The sequence below is a fragment of the Streptomyces sp. Y7 genome, assembly GCF_043195415.1.
GTDB lineage: Bacteria > Actinomycetota > Actinomycetes > Streptomycetales > Streptomycetaceae > Streptomyces.
The window spans coordinates 33,926-51,547 of record NZ_JBIDDQ010000009.1; the positions used below are offsets into that span (position 1 = coordinate 33,926).

Sequence of the window (17,622 nt, forward strand, 5' to 3'; positions counted from 1 at the left end):
TCCTACGGAGGGGTGACGATACGGACGGACGGCCGCGTGGGCCGCTGACGGAGCTTAGCTCATTGTTACCTATACTCACAATGAACGTGGTCCTGATATTGTTCCCGCATGACCACCTCCGATCCCGACGGCCCGCTCGCCGAGCAGCTGCTGCGTTTCACCCGCCGGGTGCACCGGATCCAGAAACGGCACCTCCACGAGTGCGGCCTGGGCGTCACCCCGGCTCAGTCCCGCCTGCTGCGCACCCTCGCGCACTACGACTCGCCGCCCCGGATGGCCGATCTCGCCGAGCGCCTGGAAGTGGTCCCGCGCGCGGTGACGACGCTGGTCGACGGGCTGGAGGCGAGCGGAAAGGTACGCCGGGCGCCGGATCCGACGAACCGGCGGGTGATCCGCATCGAACTCACCGAGGACGGCCGCAAGGCCCTGCGCGAACTGCACGGTGCGCGCCGGTCGGCGGCGGAGGAGATCCTGGCACCGTTGTCGGAGGAACAGCGGTCGGTGCTGGGCGAGCTGCTGGACACGTTGATCGACGGCGGCAAGCAGCACTGCTGAGCACGCACGGCAGAACGGCGGCCCCCTCCGCGCTGCGGGAGGGGGCCGCCGCTGTCGCTGTTCCTGCGGCCGGCCGCAGGGCGTCAGCCGGTCTCGGCGGCCGGCTCCTTCTCCTTCTCCAGCTCCGCCTTCGCCGGCCGCCCGCCCCCGCCCTCGGCCGGCTCCTCGTCCTCCAGGCCGACCACGATCTCGCCGTCGAGGACCTTCCTGGCCCGCTCCCTGTCCAGCGCCCCCTCCCACCGGGCGACCGCGAAGACGGCGACGCAGTTGCCGAGCAGGTTGGTGACGACGCGCATCGAGTCCATGACGCGGTCCACGCCGAGCAGCAGGGCGACGGCGCCGGCCGGGATCGCGCCCAGCGAGGAGGCGGTCGCGGACAGGGCGAGGAACGCCGAGCCGGGGATGCCCGCCATGCCCTTGCTGGTCAGCATCAGCACCAGGACCACGGTGATCTGCTGACCGAGGCTCAGGTCCACGCCGACGGCCTGGGCGATGAACAGGGTGCCGATGGACAGATAGAGCGAGGCGCCGTCGAGGTTGAAGGAGTAGCCCGTCGGGAGCACCAGACCCACGGCGTCGTCGCGGGCGCCGGCCTTGCGCAGCTTCTGCATCACCCGCGGCAGGACCGACTCGGTGGACGCGGTGCCGAGGGCTAGCAGCATCTCCTCACGGATGTAGCGCAGGAACTTCCACAGGCTGAGGCCGGTGACCGCCTTCAGCGCGAGGGCGAGGAGTGCGACGAACAGCGCGGCGGCGACGTAGCACAGGACGATCAGCTTGCCGTAGGTCTCGATGACGCCGAGCCCGTAGTTGCCGATCAGGACGGCCATCGCACCGAACACCGCGATCGGGGCGAGCCGCATCACGAAGCCGACGATCGCGAAGATGATCTCCTGGGCCTGTTCGACGGCGGGCAGCACCTGCGGCACCTTGGTGTGGCCGAGATGCAACAGCGCGGCGCCCACCAGGCAGGCCAGGACGAGGACTTGGAGAAGGGAGTTCTCGGCGAAGGCACCGATGAAGGAGGTGGGGATCGCCTCCAGTACGAACTCCGTCGTCGACGGCAGATGACCGCCGCCCGTCTTCGCGTCGACCGCCGAGGTGTCCAGCGTGGCGGGGTCGACGTTCATCCCCGCCCCCGGCTGGACCACGTTGGCGGCGAGCAGGCCGATGACCAGCGCGAGCGTGCTCGCGACCTCGAACCAGATCAGGGCTTTCAGACCGATCCGGCCGAACGCCTTCAGGTCACCGGCCCTGGCGATGCCGACGACGACCACGCAGAACACCAGCGGCGAGATGATCGTCTTGATGAGCCGGATGAAACCGTCGCCGAGCGGCTGGAGATCCGCGCCGAAGCCCGGCCACAGCTTCCCGACGGCGATGCCGAGCACCAGCGCGCAGGCGACCTGCGCGAAGAGTGAGGTACGCAGTATGCGTGCGACGCGTCGCGGCAGGGACGGTACGGACGGCGGCACGGGCACTCCTTGGGGACGGCGGCACACAGAAGTCCCCTGGAACGGCGGGGACTTCTGCGATACGGAAAGCGCATTCCGTCCGGATCACTCTGCGGGTGATGTTGGTCCCGCACAAGACCGCCGTGTTGCATCCGCGTAAATCACGGCCCGCGTGACGCGTCGCACGCACCCCGGCTCAGCAGCGGCTTCTGTCCTCGGTGAGCACCCCCTGAACGCTCGTCAGCGAACGGTCGTGGCAGCCGTCCGAGCCGTACACCCGATAGCGCTCGCTCGTCGTGCCGACCGCCTGCCGCTGGTCGCGCGGCACGTTCAACGTCCAGGCGGCGTCGCCCGAGTAGGTGTCGTCGAGCCGCGACCACGCGGTCCGCCGTCCGCCCTCCGTCGTCACGGCGGAGGCGCGGTCGCCGAGGGTCAGCACGGTCCGCAGCCGGTCGCCCGCGCCGATGCTGATCGAGCCGTCCATCGTGTACGTCCGGTGGGTACGGGTCGTGCGGGCCGGACCGTGGCCGTCGACCGTGACCGTCTGGGAGTCCGTCCAGGTGGCGTCGAGAGCGTCCAGGTTCTCGCCGTCGGTCCAGCGGTGGACGGAGTCGTTGGTGAGGGCGCGGCGCACGGTGGTCGTCACCCGGCCGTGCGAGGTGTCGACGTATCCGGCGACGGTCAGCCGATGTCCGCCCTCGGTGTCCACGCGGTGCTCCGAACCGGGCGTGTACGTCGCGGAGTCGGCGAGGTCACCGGAGCGGTGCACGGTGAGCCTGCCGGTCACATGGGCACGTTCGGCGTCCTGCCAGACCAGGACGTTCACGGGCGCGCTCCAACCGCTCTGCCCCTCGGGCACACCGACGACGGAGACCTCGACGCGGTGCGCTCGGCCGTCGTTGAGCAGGCCGGCGAAGGGCGTGAGGTCGTACTCGATCGGCTTGACGTCGAAGGCGCGCGGTCCCGGAATCACGTACCAGAGGAAGGGGTTGGACCAGCCGCCCGTCCACACGTGCGGGAACGGGGCCGCGATGCCGGCGAGTCGGCCGTCCACCTTGATCTGCACCTCGCGGTACGGGCCCCCGGCGGCCTTGCAGGAGTAGGGCGCCGGGTCGGGAGCGGCCAGGTACCAGAACTCCTCGCAACCTCCGCCGGAGCCGGTGGCGTACACCTCGGCGACGATGCGTTCGCTGTTGCGCGGGGTGGTCAGCGTGCCGTCCCGGAGGGTGAGGACACGGTCGGGGTGCGCGGCCGGGCGGCCGGCGTAGAAGGTCAGCGTGACCTTGACGTCGATGACGCCGGTGTAGGTGTCGTCGACGACGTTCCCGATGAGCATCTCGACGTCCTGGCCGCCGCGGAAGGTGTCGCTGTAGCGCGTGACGTCCTTCTCCACGGACCACGCGATGCCGTCGGGTGACGGCTCCGGAGTCGACGTACGGAAGATCTCGACCCCGCCGATCCGCAGATGGCCGAGCCGGTCGTACTGGCGGCCCTTCACCTTGCCGTCCATCCGCAGCACGACCTTGCTCCAGCGGTCGCCGCAGCCCTCGGGCGGCGCGTAGGTGCCCCGGTACGGGGTGAAGTCGCGGAACTGTGCCTCGGCGACGGTGACTTGGCACGACCTGCCGAAGGGCTTGGCGACGGGCGGTGCGGCGGTGATGGGGTCGTGCCAGTCGGTGCCGAACTCGGCGGGGACGTCTGCGGGTCGGGGCAGCCCGGCGGACACGGCCGAGAGTCGGCCCGTCGAGGTGGCTGCGGCCGCGGGTTCACGGGATTCGGTTGCCGGGGCCGGGGTCGCTCCGAGGAGGGTGCTCGCCAGGAGGGTGACCCCCGCGAGCATGGACATGACGATCCGTCTCTTCATGGGCGGTGTTCTACGCGGAGGTCGGCACCCGCCGCAATGACGCCTCGTCCGTCAACGCGCGGCCTTCAGACGGGCCTTGTCCCCCATCACCACCACGGGGCGCAGTTCCGGATCGAGCGTGCGCAGCAGAAGCTCCATCCCCGATTCGGACAGACTCACACAGGCCGAGGTGCCACTGCCGTGGTCCATGTGCAGCCAGATGCTTCCGCCCCGCTCGTCACCCTGCGGGCGGGCGGGGTCGTTGGGCGGGGTTCCCTTGACGCGGTTGTAGTCGATGGCGATGACGTAGTCGAAGTCGTGCCAGTACGACTTCGCCCACCAGTGCGGCGCCGCGAAGGCGGCCGATCTGGTGTACGGCAGCCGGGTCCCCGGATCCTTGAGGACGCCGCCCGCGTCGCTGAGCGTGAACACGCCGACGGGGCTGCGGTTGTCGCCCTCGTGGTGGTCGGTGGTCCAGCCCTTCTTGCCGTTGTGCGCGGGCCATGCGCGGACGCGCTCCCAGTTCCTGCCGTGCTTCGTGTAGAGCACGACGGTCGAGTCCGCGGAGTCCGCCGCCTCGCCGTAGACCGCCACGACCTGGCGTGAGCCGGCGGGGATGCGCCGTTGCCAGTGGTCGCCGACGCCCGGGACACGCGTCGGATCGGTGGCGGCCGAGCGTCCGGGCGCCGGCTTCCCGACGCCCGCGCCGGCGCTGTCGCGCGCCCCGTCCCGCGCGCCGCCGCACGCCGTCAGGGTCGCGGTCGCCAGCAGGGAACCGAGGGCCGCCGTCACCACCGCCGCACGCCATGCTCCGCCGATACGCATCGGTCCATGGTCGCACCGCGTCCGGCACGGGGGCCGGAACTGAACGGCCGGTCGGAAAACCGTTTGCGTCCGCCCACGCCGCGACGCGAACCTGTCACGGTTTGCTGCCGCCGAGCGCTGCCCGTTCCGCGCCTCGGCCGTCATTCGCCCCCCATCCATCCCTCCGCTGACACGAGCCACTGGGACGTCATGCAGATTCAAGACCTTCCGTACCCCGATCCGGGTGTGCCGGACGCCCGCTCAGGTCCCCGATTCCTGTGGTGGCTCTTCAGGAACCAGCTGGACGGCCAGCTCAAGGCCCTGGCCTGGGGGCTGCTCCACTTCCTGTCCGTCTCCGCGCTGCCCTTCTGCGTCGGTGTCGCCGTGCAGGCCGTCGTCGACCGGTCGGGAACCCGGCTCGCCCTCGCGGGCGGCCTTCTGGCCCTGTGCTGTGCCGGCAACGCGATCGGCGAGACCTTCCTGCACCGCACCGCCGTCACCAACTGGATCACGGCCGCCGCGCGCGTCCAGCAGGTGCTGGCCCGCAAGACCGCGCAACTCGGCTCGGCCCTCACCCGACGCGTCGCGGCCGGTGAGGTCGTGGCCGTCTCCACGGGTGACGTCGAGAAGATCGGCTGGTTCGTCGAGGCCTGGTCACGGTTTACCGCCGCGGCCGTCACCATCGTGCTGGTCTGTGTCGGCCTCGTCGTCTACCAGCCCGCCCTCGGCACGATCGTCGCGGTGGGCCTGCCCGTACTGGCGATCGCCGTGCTGCCGCTGCTGCCGCGCGCGACCCGGCGGGCCGACCTCCAGCGCGAGAAGGCGGGCCGCGCCACCGAACTCGCCTCCGACACCGTCGCCGGTCTGCGCGTCCTGCGCGGCATCGGCGGCGAGGAGCTCTTCCTCGACCGCTACCGCAGCGCCTCCCAGGAGGTACGCCACGCGGCCGTGCGCAGCGCCCGCATGTGGTCCCTGATCTCCGCGATCCAGGTGCTGCTGCCGGGCCTGCTGCTGATCGCGGTGGTCTGGTACGGCGTCCACCTGGCCCGCCGGGGCCAGGTCAGCATCGGCGAACTGGTCACCGTCTACAGCTCGATCATGATCCTCACCTATCCGCTGCGGCACTTCGAGGAGATCGCCATGGCGTACTCCTTCTCGCGCCCCTCGGCCCGGCGCGCCGCACGCGTGCTGTCGCTGGAACGGGCCACCGACACCGGCGGCTCGCGCGACGGGACGCAGGTGCCGGCCGGGGATCTGTACGACCCGGCCACGGGACTTCTCGCGCCCGCCGGCCGGTTCACCGCTGTGGTGTGCGGCGACCCGGACGCGGCGGGACGCCTCGCCGAACGGCTGGGCGGACACCCCTCCGAGGAGAGCACCCCGGTCCTGCTCGGCGGCGTCCCGCTGGACGAGTTGCCGCTCGACAGCGCCCGTACCGCGGTCCTCGTGCAGGACAAGGATCCGGTACTGCTCTCCGGCACGCTGCGCGAACTTCTCGACGTGCCCAGGTCGGGCGACGTCCGCCCCGAGGACGCGCTGGCGGCCGCGCAGTGCGAGGACGTTCTGGCCGCGCTCGTCCAGGGGTCGCTCGACGCCGAGAACCCGATGGACGCCCGGATCACCGAGCGCGGCCGGTCGCTCTCCGGCGGCCAGCGCCAGCGCCTCGCGCTCGCCCGGTCGCTGATCACCGACCCGGGTGTGCTCGTCCTGGACGAACCGACCTCGGCCGTCGACTCGCACACGGAGGCCCGCATCGCGCAGGGCGTGCGGAACCTGCGGGCCGGGCGCACGACGGTGGTGTTCACCTCCTCTCCCCTGCTCCTGGACTGTGCCGACCGGGTGGTTCTCGTCCACGACGGCGAGGTCGCGGCGGTCGGCGTCCACCGCGAGCTGGTGCACGCCGATCCCCGGTACCGGGCCGTGGTGACCCGGGAGACGGAGGAAGAGGCGGCGGAGTCGGAGCCGGCCGGGCAGCCGGCCGCCCGTGGCGACGGACCGGGCGCGGACCAACCGGTCAAGGCGCCCTCGCTCCACGAAGTACTCAAGGAACTGGAAGAGATCGAGGAGTCGGCATGATCGGCGTTGCGCCCCCGGAGTACGACCCGGCGGCCCCGACGACGGCGAACACCCTGCCGGTCGGCGCCCCCACGACGGTACGCGCCTACGTGGCGGAGCTGTTCCAACGGCACCGCCGTGCCTTCCTGCTGCTCGTCACCGTCAACACGGTCGCCGTGCTCGCCTCGATGGCCGGACCCTGGCTGCTGGGCGGGCTGGTGGAGCGCGTCTCGGACGGAGCCACCGAGCGTGAGCTCCATCTGGAGCTCACCGTCGGCCTGTTCGTGGCCGCGCTCGTCGTGCAGGCCGTGTTCGTACGGCAGGTGCGGCTGCGCGGGGCGATGCTCGGCGAGCGGATGCTGGCCGATCTGCGCGAGGACTTCCTCGTGCGGTCGGTCGGGCTGCCGCCCGGCGTCCTGGAGCGCGCCGGGACGGGCGACCTGCTGTCCCGGATCACGACGGACATCGACCGGCTGGCCAACGCCATGCGCGAGGCCGTGCCGCAGCTCGCGATCGGTGTCGTGTGGGCGGCCCTGCTGCTGGGCGGGCTGATCATCACCGCGCCGCCGCTCGCGGCCGCCGTGCTGCTCGCCGTGCCGCTGCTGGTGATCGGCTGCCGCTGGTACTTCAAGCGGGCGCCCGCCGCCTACCGCTCGGAGGCCGCCGGGTACGCCGCCGTGGCCGCCGCTCTCGCGGAGACCGTGGACGCCGGGCACACCGTCGAGGCCCACCGCCTCGGCGCCCGCCGCGTCGAACTGTCGGACCTGCGGGTCAAGCAGTGGACGGCGTGGGAGCGGTACACGCTCTGGCTGCGGTCGGTGCTCTTCCCCATCATCAACGTCACCCATGTGACCGTCCTCGCGTCCGTCCTCATGATCGGCGGCGTCTTCGTCCTCCAGGGCTGGATCGGCGTCGGTCAGCTGACGACCGGTGCGCTGATCGCGCAGATGCTGGTCGACCCGGTGGGCCTGATCCTGCGCTGGTACGACGAGCTCCAGGTCGCCCAGGTGTCGCTGGCCCGGCTGGTCGGTGTCCGGGACATCGAGCCGGACGCCGGGGACACCGAGCTCGCGCCCGACGGCCGGGACGTGCACGCCGACCGGGTGCACTTCGGCTACCTGGAGGGCGTGGACGTGCTGCGCAAGGTCTCCCTGGAGGTCGCGCCCGGCACCCGACTGGCCCTGGTCGGCCCCTCGGGCGCCGGCAAGTCCACGCTGGGCAGGCTGCTCGCCGGCATCTACGCGCCCCGCGACGGCCGGATCACCCTCGGCGGGGCCGAACTGTCCCGGATGACCGCCGAGCGCGTCCGCTCCCATGTCGCCCTGGTCAACCAGGAGCACCACGTGTTCGTGGGCTCCCTGCGCGACAACCTGCTCCTTGCCCGCACCGACGCCGCCGACGCCGAGCTGTGGGCGGCACTGGGCGCGGTCGACGCCGACGCGTGGGCGCGTGCGCTGGACGACGGGCTCGACACGGAGGCCGGCTCGGGCGGCTTCGCGCTCACCCCTGCCCAGGCCCAGCAGATCGCCCTGGCCCGCCTGGTACTGGCCGACCCGCACACACTGGTCCTGGACGAGGCGACGTCCCTGCTCGACCCACGGGCCGCCCGCCACCTGGAACGCTCCCTGGCCCGCGTCCTCGACGGCCGCACCGTCGTCGCCATCGCCCACCGCCTCCACACGGCCCACGACGCGGACGTCATCGCCGTCGTGGAGAACGGCCGGATCAGCGAACTCGGCAGCCACGAGGAACTGGTCGCGGCGGACGGCGCGTACGCGGCGCTCTGGCGGTCGTGGCACGGGTGAGGGGGTGACCGCCGGGGCGGGGTCCTGGCGGACGACCGGGCCGGTGTGGGGTCCTGGCAGACGACCGGGCCGGTACGAGGTCCTGGCAGACGACGGGGCCGGGGCGGGGTCCTGGCAGACCACGGGCAGGGGCGGGGGCGGGGTCCTGGCGGACGACGGGGCCGGGGCGGGCGTCCGCCATGGCCAGGCCGGGGCGGCCGTGTCCGGCAGGCCGAACCAGGCCGCGCTGCTTGCGCCCGGCGTGACCCCAGGGAACCGGCCCGGATGCATCCGGAGCGCTCGCCCTCGTCCGTGCCGTTGCGCCGGGGCGAAAAGGGGTGGAAGGCTGGATAGCGGCACCGGTTCGGGGAGCACCCGGGAACCTAGCGGTTCGCGCCGGGTGCGGCTTGTGCCCCGCGCCGCGACGGCCCGTCGCTCGCCGCGGTGGGTTCAGGCCCGTCCGCACCACCTGGAGGTACCCGTGAACAGCGCCGAGGGATGGGGTGACGACGTCTACCAGCCCGACGCTTCCGATCAGCGTGAGGACACGGGGCTGCTGGACGGCGAGGACACCCTGGAGAACGACGGGGTCGACGACCCCCTGGACCGGGGCTGGTCCCCTCCGGACCGACCATGGGCCGTGGAGCACTCCGGTGTCACGGCCGCCGAGCGCCGCCAGGGCGAGACCCTCGACCAGCGTCTGGCCGAGGAGACGCCCGACCTCGTCACGCCCGACGGCGACGGCCTGGGCGACGCCGACGGAACCGACGGGGAACTCCTCGACGACGAGGTCGGCGCCCTGCGCTCGGGCCGCCTCGTGGCCCCCGACGAGGGCGTCCACGAGGACGAGGAGAGCGCGCTCGTCGCGACGGACGTGGGCATCGACGGCGCGGCGGCGTCCGCCGAGGAGGCCGCCATGCACATCGTCGACGAGGACTCCCTGTCCGGCTGACGAGCCGGGCACCCGTAGCGCCGGTGCCCGCGACGTCCGCCGCTCGCTCTGTCCCGCGATCCCCGCGACCACCGCGGCCACGCCACCGGCTTCATCCGCCGCCCCCGAGCCGTCGGCCCCGCCGATGCCGCCACCTGAGGAGTTCGCATGCAGCAGGACAAGCACCCCGACTACCACGAGGTCGTCTTCCGTGACCGCGCCGCCGGCTACGCCTTCCTGACCCGATCCACCGCGACCAGCGACCAGACCATCGACTGGGACGACGGCGAGACCTACCCGGTCGTGGACGTGGAGATCTCCTCGGAGAGCCACCCCTTCTACACCGGCAAGGCCAGAACGGTGGACTCCGAGGGCCGCGTCGCCGCCTTCGAACGGCGCTACGGCGGCGGCACGGGAGAAGCCGGCTGATCCGGCTTTCAGGCGGGTGAGCCCACCCGAGGTCACCGGCGTACGGCCGCCGGGCCCGGCGGGCGCGACCCCGCGATGGTGCCGCCCGCTCCCCCGGCCTCTCAGATCACGTTGAGCGCGGCCGCGCAGCCCACGCCGCCGAGCAGCATGAACACCGGCATCAGCACCTTGAGCTCGACCCAGCTGCCGGCCCGGAACCGCATGGGCTTGGGCGGCCCCAGCGGGTACCAGCGCTTGCGGCCCACCGGGATGGGCCAGAGGATCGGGCAGCCGGACACCGTCAGCGCGTCCCCGATGTCGTGCACCAGGGCGCCCAGCACGATGGGCAGCCCCAGCCAGAGATACTCCTGGCCCGGCGCCGTGAACAGCCAGTCCGAACCGTTGCCCGGCTTGTCCAGGACGCCCGCGAGGATCCACGCGCTGGTCGCCGCCAGCAGCCACACCAGGACGTCGCTGCTGGAGCCCCGGGCCGCCCGCCACAGCAGACCCTCGATGGCCAGCACCATGTGCACGAAGAGGATCGCCAGCACCGCCCAGCGGCCACCGGTGATCGCGAGGACCGAGGTGCCGCCGCCGATCATGACCGCCCACAGCCAGGTGTGGGTGAGCGTGCGATGTCCACCGGAGCGACGCGGGTCGCCCTGCTTCTTCGTCGCCTTGTAGACGGCGTAGGAGAGTTTGTCGACGATCTCGCACAGCCAGCGTGACACCGGACCGAAGGACCGCGAGATCGTGGCCGCCTTGTGGTCGAGGTCCGGGGCGAGCGCGGCTCCGGCGCAGATCAGCGCGCCGGAGAGCAGCACGGGCCAGGGCATTCCGTGCCCGGCCGCGGTGGCGGCCGCTCCGACCCCGAGCCAGGCGGCAGCGCCCGACAGTGAGTGTGCTGGTCCCATCATGGCCGTTGCCCGCCCCATTCCTCGTGTGCCGCTGTCCAGTTGACCGGGATCGCTGACGTGTCGTCGGCGACACAGCGTAGCGTTCGCGATCTTCAACCTCGCAGCCGATTCCCCGATGAGGCAGGAGGGCAGGCAAGATGGGTGGGTGACCCTCATCGATCAGCTGCCGCAGACCGCCGACCCCGACGCCCTCTACGAAGCCTTCGAGTCGTGGGCCGGGGAGCGCGGGCTCACCCTCTATCCCCACCAGGAGGAGGCGCTGATCGAGGTGGTTTCCGGTGCGAACGTGATCGTTTCGACTCCCACGGGCTCCGGCAAGAGCATGATCGCGGCGGGCGCTCACTTCGCCGCGCTGGCCCGGGACGAGGTCACCTTCTACACCGCTCCGATCAAGGCGCTGGTGTCGGAGAAGTTCTTCGAGCTGTGCAAGATCTTCGGCACCGAGAACGTCGGCATGCTCACCGGCGACGCGTCCGTCAACGCCGACGCCCCGGTCATCTGCTGCACCGCCGAGGTGCTCGCGTCGATCGCGCTGCGCGACGGCAAGCAGGCGGACGTCGGCCAGGTCGTCATGGACGAGTTCCACTTCTACGCCGAGGGCGACCGGGGCTGGGCCTGGCAGATCCCGATCCTGGAGCTGCCGCAGGCGCAGTTCATCCTGATGTCGGCCACGCTCGGCGACGTCTCGATGTTCGAGCAGGACCTCACGCGCCGCACAGGCCGCCCGACGTCGGTGGTCCGCTCGGCGACCCGTCCCGTGCCGCTCTCCTACGAGTACCGGTTCACCCCGCTCACCGAGACGCTGACGGAGCTGCTGGACACCAAGCAGGCGCCGGTCTACATCGTGCACTTCACGCAGGCGCAGGCCGTGGAGCGGGCGCAGGCGCTGATGAGCATCAACATGTGCTCGCGTGAGGAGAAGGAGCAGATCGCCGAGCTGATCGGCAACTTCCGCTTCACCACCAAATTCGGCCGCAACCTGTCCCGTTACGTCCGGCACGGCATCGGAGTGCATCACGCCGGCATGCTGCCGAAGTACCGGCGACTGGTGGAGAAGCTCGCTCAGGCCGGTCTGCTGAAGGTGATCTGCGGTACGGACACCCTCGGGGTGGGTGTCAACGTCCCCATCCGCACGGTGCTGTTCACGGCCCTGACGAAGTACGACGGCAACCGCGTCCGCACCCTGCGCGCCCGTGAGTTCCACCAGATCGCGGGCCGCGCTGGGCGGGCGGGCTTCGACACGGCGGGCTTCGTGGTGGCGCAGGCCCCCGAGCACGTCATCGAGAACGAGAAGGCGCTCGCCAAGGCCGGCGACGACCCGAAGAAGCGCCGCAAGGTCGTCCGCAAGAAGGCACCCGAGGGTTTCGTCGCCTGGACGGAGAACACCTTCGAGAAGCTCATCGCCTCCGAGCCGGAACCGCTGACGTCCCGTTTCCGGGTCACGCACACGATGCTGCTGTCGGTGATCGCGCGGCCGGGCAACGCGTTCGAGGCGATGCGGCATCTGCTGGAGGACAACCACGAGCCGCGCAAGCAGCAGCTGCGGCACATCCGGCGCGCGATCGCGATCTACCGCTCGCTCCTGGACGGCGGGATCGTCGAGAAGCTCGACGAGCCCGACGCCACCGGCCGCATCGCCCGTCTCACCGTCGACCTCCAGCAGGACTTCGCGCTCAACCAGCCGCTCTCCACCTTCGCGCTGGCCGCGTTCGAGCTGCTGGACCCGGAGTCGCCGTCGTACGCCCTCGACATGGTGTCCGTCGTCGAGTCCACGCTGGACGACCCGCGGCAGATCCTCGTCGCCCAGCTGAACAAGGCGAAGGGCGAGGCCGTCGCCGCGATGAAGGCGGACGGCGTCGAGTACGAGGAGCGCATGGAGCGCCTCCAGGACATCAGCTACCCGAAGCCCCTGGAGGAGCTGCTCTTCCACGCGTACAACACGTACCGCAAGAGCCACCCCTGGGTCGGCGACCACCCGCTGTCGCCCAAGTCTGTCATCCGGGACATGTACGAGCGGGCGCTGTCCTTCACGGAACTGGTGTCCGTCTACGAGCTGGCCCGCACCGAGGGCATCGTGCTGCGTTACCTCGCCAGCGCCTACAAGACCCTCGACCACAACATCCCGGACGACCTGAAGTCCGAGGACCTCCAGGACCTGATCGAGTGGCTCGGCGAGATGGTGCGCCAGGTCGACTCCAGCCTGCTGGACGAGTGGGAACAGCTCGCCAACCCGGAGGAGATGACCGCCGAGGAGGCCCAGGAGAAGGCCGACGAGGTCAAGCCGGTCACGACCAACGCGCGCGCCTTCCGCGTCCTCGTCCGCAACGCCCTGTTCCGCCGCGTCGAACTCGCCGCTCTCGACCAAGTCGAGGAGCTGGGCGAGATGGACGCCGACGCCGGCTGGGACGCCGACGCCTGGGGCGAGGCGATGGACAAGTACTGGGACGAGTACGAGGACCTCGGCACCGGTCCCGACGCCCGCGGCCCGAAGCTCCTGGTGATCGAGGAGGAGCCGGCGAACCGCCTGTGGCGGGTCCGGCAGATCTTCGACGACCCCAACGGCGACCACGACTGGGGCATCAGCGCGGAGATCGACCTCACCGCCTCCGACGCGGAGGGCCGTGCCGTGGTCCGCGTCACCGACGTCGGCCAGCTGTGAGCATCGGAGAATCGCACACATGACGACCAACCCGGCCGAGAGGCTCGTCGACCTGCTCGACCTGGAGCAGATCGAGGTCAACATATTCCGGGGCCGCAGCCCGCAGGAGTCCCTGCAGCGCGTCTTCGGCGGCCAGGTGGCCGGCCAGGCGCTGGTCGCCGCCGCACGCACGACCGAGGGCGACCGGCCCGTGCACTCGCTGCACGCGTACTTCCTGCGGCCGGGGCGGCCGGGCGTGCCGATCGTGTACCAGGTCGAACGGGTACGGGACGGCAGGTCGTTCACGACCCGCCGGGTCACCGCCGTGCAGCAGGGCCGCACGATCTTCAATCTCACCGCCTCCTTCCACAAGCCTGAGCAGGGGAGCTTCGAGCACCAGTTGCCGCCGGCCCGCAAGGTCCCGGACCCGGAGTCGCTGCCGACGGTCACCGACGAGATCCGGCAGCATCTGGGCACGCTGCCGGAGCAGTTGGAGCGGATGGCCCGGCGTCAGCCCTTCGACATCCGCTATGTCGACCGGCTCCGCTGGACCGCGGAGGAGGTCAAGGACGCCGAGCCGCGCAGTGCGGTGTGGATGCGTGCCGTGGGGCCGCTGGGAGACGACCCGGTCGTGCACACCTGCGCGCTGACCTACGCCAGTGACATGACCCTCCTGGACGCCGTCCGGATCCCCGTCGAGCCTCTGTGGGGCCCGCGGAGCTTCGACATCGCGTCGCTGGACCACGCCATGTGGTTCCACCGGCCCTTCCGCGCGGACGAGTGGTTCCTGTACGACCAGGAGTCGCCGATCGCGACGGGTGGCCGGGGTCTCGCCCGTGGGCGGATCTACGACCTGGAGGGCCGCCTGTTGGTGTCCGTCGTCCAGGAAGGGCTGTTCAGGGCGTTGTAGTCCGAGGAGTTCTGCGCCGGAGCCAGCTCAGCAGGCCGCGTGACGGCTCCGGCCTCTCGGTCCGGCGCGGCGCCCCGATGTGTCCCGGATGTGCCGGCGCCGAGGCCCGCTCGGTCGTGGGACGAGGTGCCGGCCGCATGGCCCGTGCGTGCGCCAGAACCTCCGTCAGGTCGGCGCGCAGCAGGCCGATCTCGTCCGGGTCGTCGGCGGTCATGATCCGCTCGGCGATGAGGAAGGACGGCGAGCCCGGGGTGCCGGATGCCGGTGGGCCCGGGCGGAAGCGGTGCACATGGGAGCGTTCATAGGGGTCCGGGACGACCTCCGCGATCTGGACGGGATCGAGGAAGGCGGCCAGCGCACCGGCGCTCTCCCACGGGTCGGCGGCCTGACGCAGCAGGAAGCCGCGGTGTCGTCCTCGCCAGTTGCGCGGACGCAGGTCCACGCCCGCGTCGAGCATGCCGCGCAGCGCTTCGGGCATCCGCCGGTCGTTGAGCAGTGAGGCGTTCTTCTCGTCCTCGGCGAACCGCCGCAGCTCCTCGGCCAGATAGAGCCAGACCACGGCCCGGTACCGGTTGAGATACCACTTCACCGGGACCACCAGTCCCAGACGGGCGAGACGCGTGAACCTGCCGGGAGACACGCCCATGACTCCCGCGCCCTCCGTCGTGCCGATGACCTTCACACGGTCCAGCAGGGAATCGGGGAAGCCCTCCCCCGAACTCACCCGGTCGAGCTCGGACCGTGGGACGCGCCGGCCTCCGCCTCCCTCGTCGGGCACAGTCCTGATGAGCCCGAGCTGCACGGCGAGCTCCAACTCCCCTCGCTTCAGACCCAGGTCCCGGGCAGCACGACTCGGTGTGCAGGCCGGGCGGTGCGGGTTCGTGGTGCGGTGCAAGTCCGTGACGGTGTTCCCCGACATGGTCGATCTCCCCCGTGGAGTCAGTGGCTCACGCTCCGTGCGCTCGCCGTGACAAAAACCGTAGCGGGTCCGCCGAATCTCGTGGCGGGCCTGTGGATAACTCCACGGAGGTCGGCGAATCAGCAGGTCAGAGGTCTGTCAGCGGCGCCCGTTCGGGCTGGCGGGATTCGACGTCGAGGTGCTCGCCGACCCGGTTGACGAGCAGGGTCATCTCGTAGGCGATCTGGCCGATGTCGGCCTCCGCACCGCTGAGCACGCACAGGCAGCTGCCCGTGCCCGCCGCGGTCACGAACAGCACCGCGTCGTCGAACTCGACCATCGTCTGCCGCACTCTGCCCGCGCCGAAGTGCCGTCCCGACCCCTTGGCGAGGCTGTGCAGCCCGGACGAGACGGCGGCGAGGTGCTCGGCGTCCTCGCGTCGCAGGCCCGTGCTCGCACCGGTCACCAGACCGTCGTTCGAGAGCACCAGCGCGTGTCGCACATGGTCGACACGTTTCGTCAGGTCGTCCAGCAGCCAGTCCAGGCCCTGGTTCTGCGCCATGATCCGGTCTCCCCGTGTAGATGTCTCCCCCTGCACCGGAGGATCTCTTCGCCACCCTTCCCGACGATCCGGCCCTCGGGCAAGGAGGATGGGGGCATGGCGAAGAAGATGACCGATGAGGAATGGCGGACGTTCGTCTCGCACGGCACACGCACCGCGAAACTGTCGACCGTGCGAGCCGACGGGAGTCCGCATGTGACCCCGATCTGGTTCGTGCTCGACGGCGACGAGCTGGTGTTCAACACCAGCGGTTCGAGTGTGAAGGGCCGCAATCTGGTCCGGGACGGCCGGGTGGCGCTGTGCGTGGACGACGACCGGCCGCCGTTTGCCTTCGTGGTGATCCAGGGCCGCGCCCGGGTATCGGAGGACCTCGAGGAGCTGAAGCTCTGGGCGAGCCGCATCGGGGCGCGCTACATGGGTGAGGAACGCGCCGAGGAGTTCGGGGCCCGCAACGGCGTTCCGGGGGAACTCCTCGTCCGCGTCACGATCGACAAGGTGCTGGCGGATCGGGACGTCGCCGACTGAACACGGCCCGCGGACCGGTCGGTCCCGCCGCGGGAACGGTCGTATCCGGCCGGGTCAGCTGACGGAGTTGAGCAGCCGGGCGGTGTGCATCCGCCCGGCGTACTCGACGAGTCGGATCAGCACCTCCTTCCCCGAGTCACGGTCCCGGGCGTCGCAGAGCACGACCGGAGTGCCCCGGTCCAGATCGAGGGCGCGTGAGACGTCGTGCGCGCCGTACGTCCTGGCGCCCGTGAAGCAGTTGACGGCGACCACGAACGGGATGTGCCGGTGCTCGAAGAAGTCCACGGCGGGGAAGCAGTCCTCCAGGCGCCGGGTGTCCGCGAGGACCACCGCGCCCAGCGCTCCCTGCGCCAACTCGTCCCACAGGAACCAGAAGCGGTCCTGCCCCGGTGTGCCGAAGAGGTACAGCGACAGGCCCGAGCGAATGGTGATGCGCCCGAAGTCCATGGCGACGGTCGTGGTGACCTTCCGGTCCACGCCGCCCGTGTCGTCCACCAGCTGGCCGGCCTCGCTGAGCATCTCCTCGGTGCGCAGGGGCTTGATCTCGCTGACCGCGCCCACCAGGGTGGTCTTGCCCACGCCGAATCCACCGGCGACGAGTATCTTGAGCGCCAGGGCTGCCGAGTCGCCGTCGGAGGCGTCGGAGTGCGCGTAGTGCTCGGAGTGCTCGGAGACCATCGATCACTTCTCTCGGGAGTACCGGCATGGGTCGGCGTGGCTGTGCGGAGTCGATGTGTCGCTGTGCGAAGCCAGCAGCATGACAACTGGGCCCGCCTCTCGCAGGATTGGACCGCTTTTTCCCCGATGTGACCGCCTGCTTCCCGTTCGATGCCCGTACGGGTGCACGAGTGACGTCACACGGGAACGACTCGTTCGGATATCTCCGTCATCGGGCCCGGCCATCTCGTCTACAGCGCTCGCAATCCTTCGATCACCTCGCGCAGGATCCGCTCGTCGGGCAGCTGCGCGGGCGGTACCGGACGGCTGACGGTGACGCGGCCCCGCTCGATCAGGTCGCCGAGGAGCACCCTGACGACGCCCACAGGGAGATCGGCGCCCGCGGCGAGTTCGGCGACGGACTGCGTCTCCGGTCGGCACAGCTCGACGAGCGCCCGGTGCTCGGGGCCGAGCGTGGCGTCGTCGTCGGGGCCGCGCGCGTCGGCGGCCAGTGCGACCAGGGCGATCAGGTCGAAACGCACCCCTGTGGGGCCCGGTTTGGTGCGCCCGCCCGTCATCGCGTACGGGCGGACCAGTGGCCCGGCCTCGCCGTCGTACCACTGGCTGCCCTGTTCGTGCCGGCCGCCGGTCGTGTCGTCGGTCATCCGCGCCGGACCGCCC

At 71.1% G+C, this 17,622-nt stretch carries 16 protein-coding genes; 8 read left to right on the forward strand and 8 right to left on the reverse strand.

Going from position 1 to position 17,622, the window contains the following annotated elements; translation table 11 throughout:
• The first annotated feature begins 108 nt into the window (after positions 1 to 108).
• On the forward strand, positions 109 to 555 hold the full coding sequence (locus ACGFW6_RS23150) for a MarR family winged helix-turn-helix transcriptional regulator (protein ID WP_393512890.1): 447 nt from the start codon (positions 109 to 111) through the stop codon (positions 553 to 555).
• Between the two features lie 83 nt (positions 556 to 638).
• Here the strand turns inward: ACGFW6_RS23150 and ACGFW6_RS23155 are convergent, their stop codons facing one another.
• The 3 genes from ACGFW6_RS23155 to ACGFW6_RS23165 all read right to left on the reverse strand — a co-directional run bounded on the left by ACGFW6_RS23155 (position 639) and on the right by ACGFW6_RS23165 (position 4,677).
• Positions 639 to 2,030: a cation:dicarboxylate symporter family transporter gene (locus ACGFW6_RS23155; protein ID WP_393512893.1), complete on the reverse strand. Its 1,392-nt coding sequence runs from the start codon at positions 2,028 to 2,030 to the stop codon at positions 639 to 641.
• Between the two features lie 175 nt (positions 2,031 to 2,205).
• A complete protein-coding gene (locus tag ACGFW6_RS23160; RefSeq protein WP_393512896.1) occupies positions 2,206 to 3,873 on the reverse strand; it encodes a peptide-N4-asparagine amidase in 1,668 nt (555 codons plus the stop codon).
• Between the two features lie 51 nt (positions 3,874 to 3,924).
• Positions 3,925 to 4,677 carry a hypothetical protein gene (locus ACGFW6_RS23165; protein ID WP_393512899.1) on the reverse strand — a complete coding sequence of 251 codons (753 nt, stop codon included), beginning with the start codon at positions 4,675 to 4,677 and terminating at the stop codon, positions 3,925 to 3,927.
• A gap of 189 nt (positions 4,678 to 4,866) precedes the next feature.
• Between ACGFW6_RS23165 and ACGFW6_RS23170 the strand changes: the two genes are divergently transcribed.
• The 4 genes from ACGFW6_RS23170 to ACGFW6_RS23185 all read left to right on the forward strand — a co-directional run bounded on the left by ACGFW6_RS23170 (position 4,867) and on the right by ACGFW6_RS23185 (position 9,855).
• Entirely contained in the window at positions 4,867 to 6,732 is a 1,866-nt protein-coding gene (locus ACGFW6_RS23170; RefSeq protein WP_393512902.1) for an ABC transporter ATP-binding protein, read from the forward strand.
• Positions 6,729 to 8,516, forward strand: a complete 1,788-nt coding sequence (locus ACGFW6_RS23175) for an ABC transporter ATP-binding protein (RefSeq protein WP_393512905.1) — start codon at positions 6,729 to 6,731, stop codon at positions 8,514 to 8,516. Before ACGFW6_RS23170 ends, ACGFW6_RS23175 begins: the two co-directional genes overlap by 4 nt.
• Positions 8,517 to 8,976: 460 nt before the next feature.
• Positions 8,977 to 9,447, forward strand: coding sequence for a DUF5709 domain-containing protein (locus ACGFW6_RS23180; protein WP_393512908.1), 471 nt, complete (start codon positions 8,977 to 8,979; stop codon positions 9,445 to 9,447).
• 147 nt (positions 9,448 to 9,594) lie between these two features.
• Positions 9,595 to 9,855, forward strand: coding sequence for a type B 50S ribosomal protein L31 (locus ACGFW6_RS23185; protein ID WP_393512911.1), 261 nt, complete (start codon positions 9,595 to 9,597; stop codon positions 9,853 to 9,855).
• Between the two features lie 101 nt (positions 9,856 to 9,956).
• On the opposite strand, the gene ACGFW6_RS23190 is transcribed toward ACGFW6_RS23185, so the two are convergent.
• Positions 9,957 to 10,751: a metal-dependent hydrolase gene (locus ACGFW6_RS23190; RefSeq protein WP_393512914.1), complete on the reverse strand. Its 795-nt coding sequence runs from the start codon at positions 10,749 to 10,751 to the stop codon at positions 9,957 to 9,959.
• Positions 10,752 to 10,896: 145 nt separating this feature from the next.
• On the opposite strand from ACGFW6_RS23190, the gene ACGFW6_RS23195 reads away from it, so the two are divergent.
• Positions 10,897 to 13,410 (forward strand): DEAD/DEAH box helicase, encoded by a 2,514-nt coding sequence (locus tag ACGFW6_RS23195; RefSeq protein ID WP_393512917.1) that lies wholly within the window; start codon positions 10,897 to 10,899, stop codon positions 13,408 to 13,410.
• A 19-nt stretch (positions 13,411 to 13,429) separates the two neighbouring features.
• On the forward strand, positions 13,430 to 14,299 hold the full coding sequence (locus ACGFW6_RS23200) for an acyl-CoA thioesterase (protein WP_393512920.1): 870 nt from the start codon (positions 13,430 to 13,432) through the stop codon (positions 14,297 to 14,299).
• Here the strand turns inward: ACGFW6_RS23200 and ACGFW6_RS23205 are convergent.
• A complete protein-coding gene (locus tag ACGFW6_RS23205; protein ID WP_393512923.1) occupies positions 14,286 to 15,218 on the reverse strand; it encodes a DUF6397 family protein in 933 nt (310 codons plus the stop codon). The two genes, ACGFW6_RS23200 and ACGFW6_RS23205, sit on opposite strands and share 14 nt — an antisense overlap.
• A 127-nt stretch (positions 15,219 to 15,345) precedes the next feature.
• Positions 15,346 to 15,759, reverse strand: coding sequence for a roadblock/LC7 domain-containing protein (locus ACGFW6_RS23210; protein WP_393512925.1), 414 nt, complete (start codon positions 15,757 to 15,759; stop codon positions 15,346 to 15,348).
• 96 nt (positions 15,760 to 15,855) lie between these two features.
• Here ACGFW6_RS23210 and ACGFW6_RS23215 point away from each other — a divergent pair, with 96 nt between their 5' ends.
• Complete coding sequence (locus ACGFW6_RS23215; protein ID WP_393512928.1) at positions 15,856 to 16,284, forward strand: PPOX class F420-dependent oxidoreductase; 429 nt, start codon at positions 15,856 to 15,858, stop codon at positions 16,282 to 16,284.
• Positions 16,285 to 16,338: 54 nt separating this feature from the next.
• On the opposite strand, the gene ACGFW6_RS23220 is transcribed toward ACGFW6_RS23215, so the two are convergent.
• Positions 16,339 to 16,962: an ATP/GTP-binding protein gene (locus tag ACGFW6_RS23220; RefSeq protein ID WP_393512931.1), complete on the reverse strand. Its 624-nt coding sequence runs from the start codon at positions 16,960 to 16,962 to the stop codon at positions 16,339 to 16,341.
• Between the two features lie 230 nt (positions 16,963 to 17,192).
• Complete coding sequence (locus ACGFW6_RS23225; RefSeq protein WP_393512933.1) at positions 17,193 to 17,606, reverse strand: DUF742 domain-containing protein; 414 nt, start codon at positions 17,604 to 17,606, stop codon at positions 17,193 to 17,195.
• Positions 17,607 to 17,622: the final 16 nt, after the last annotated feature.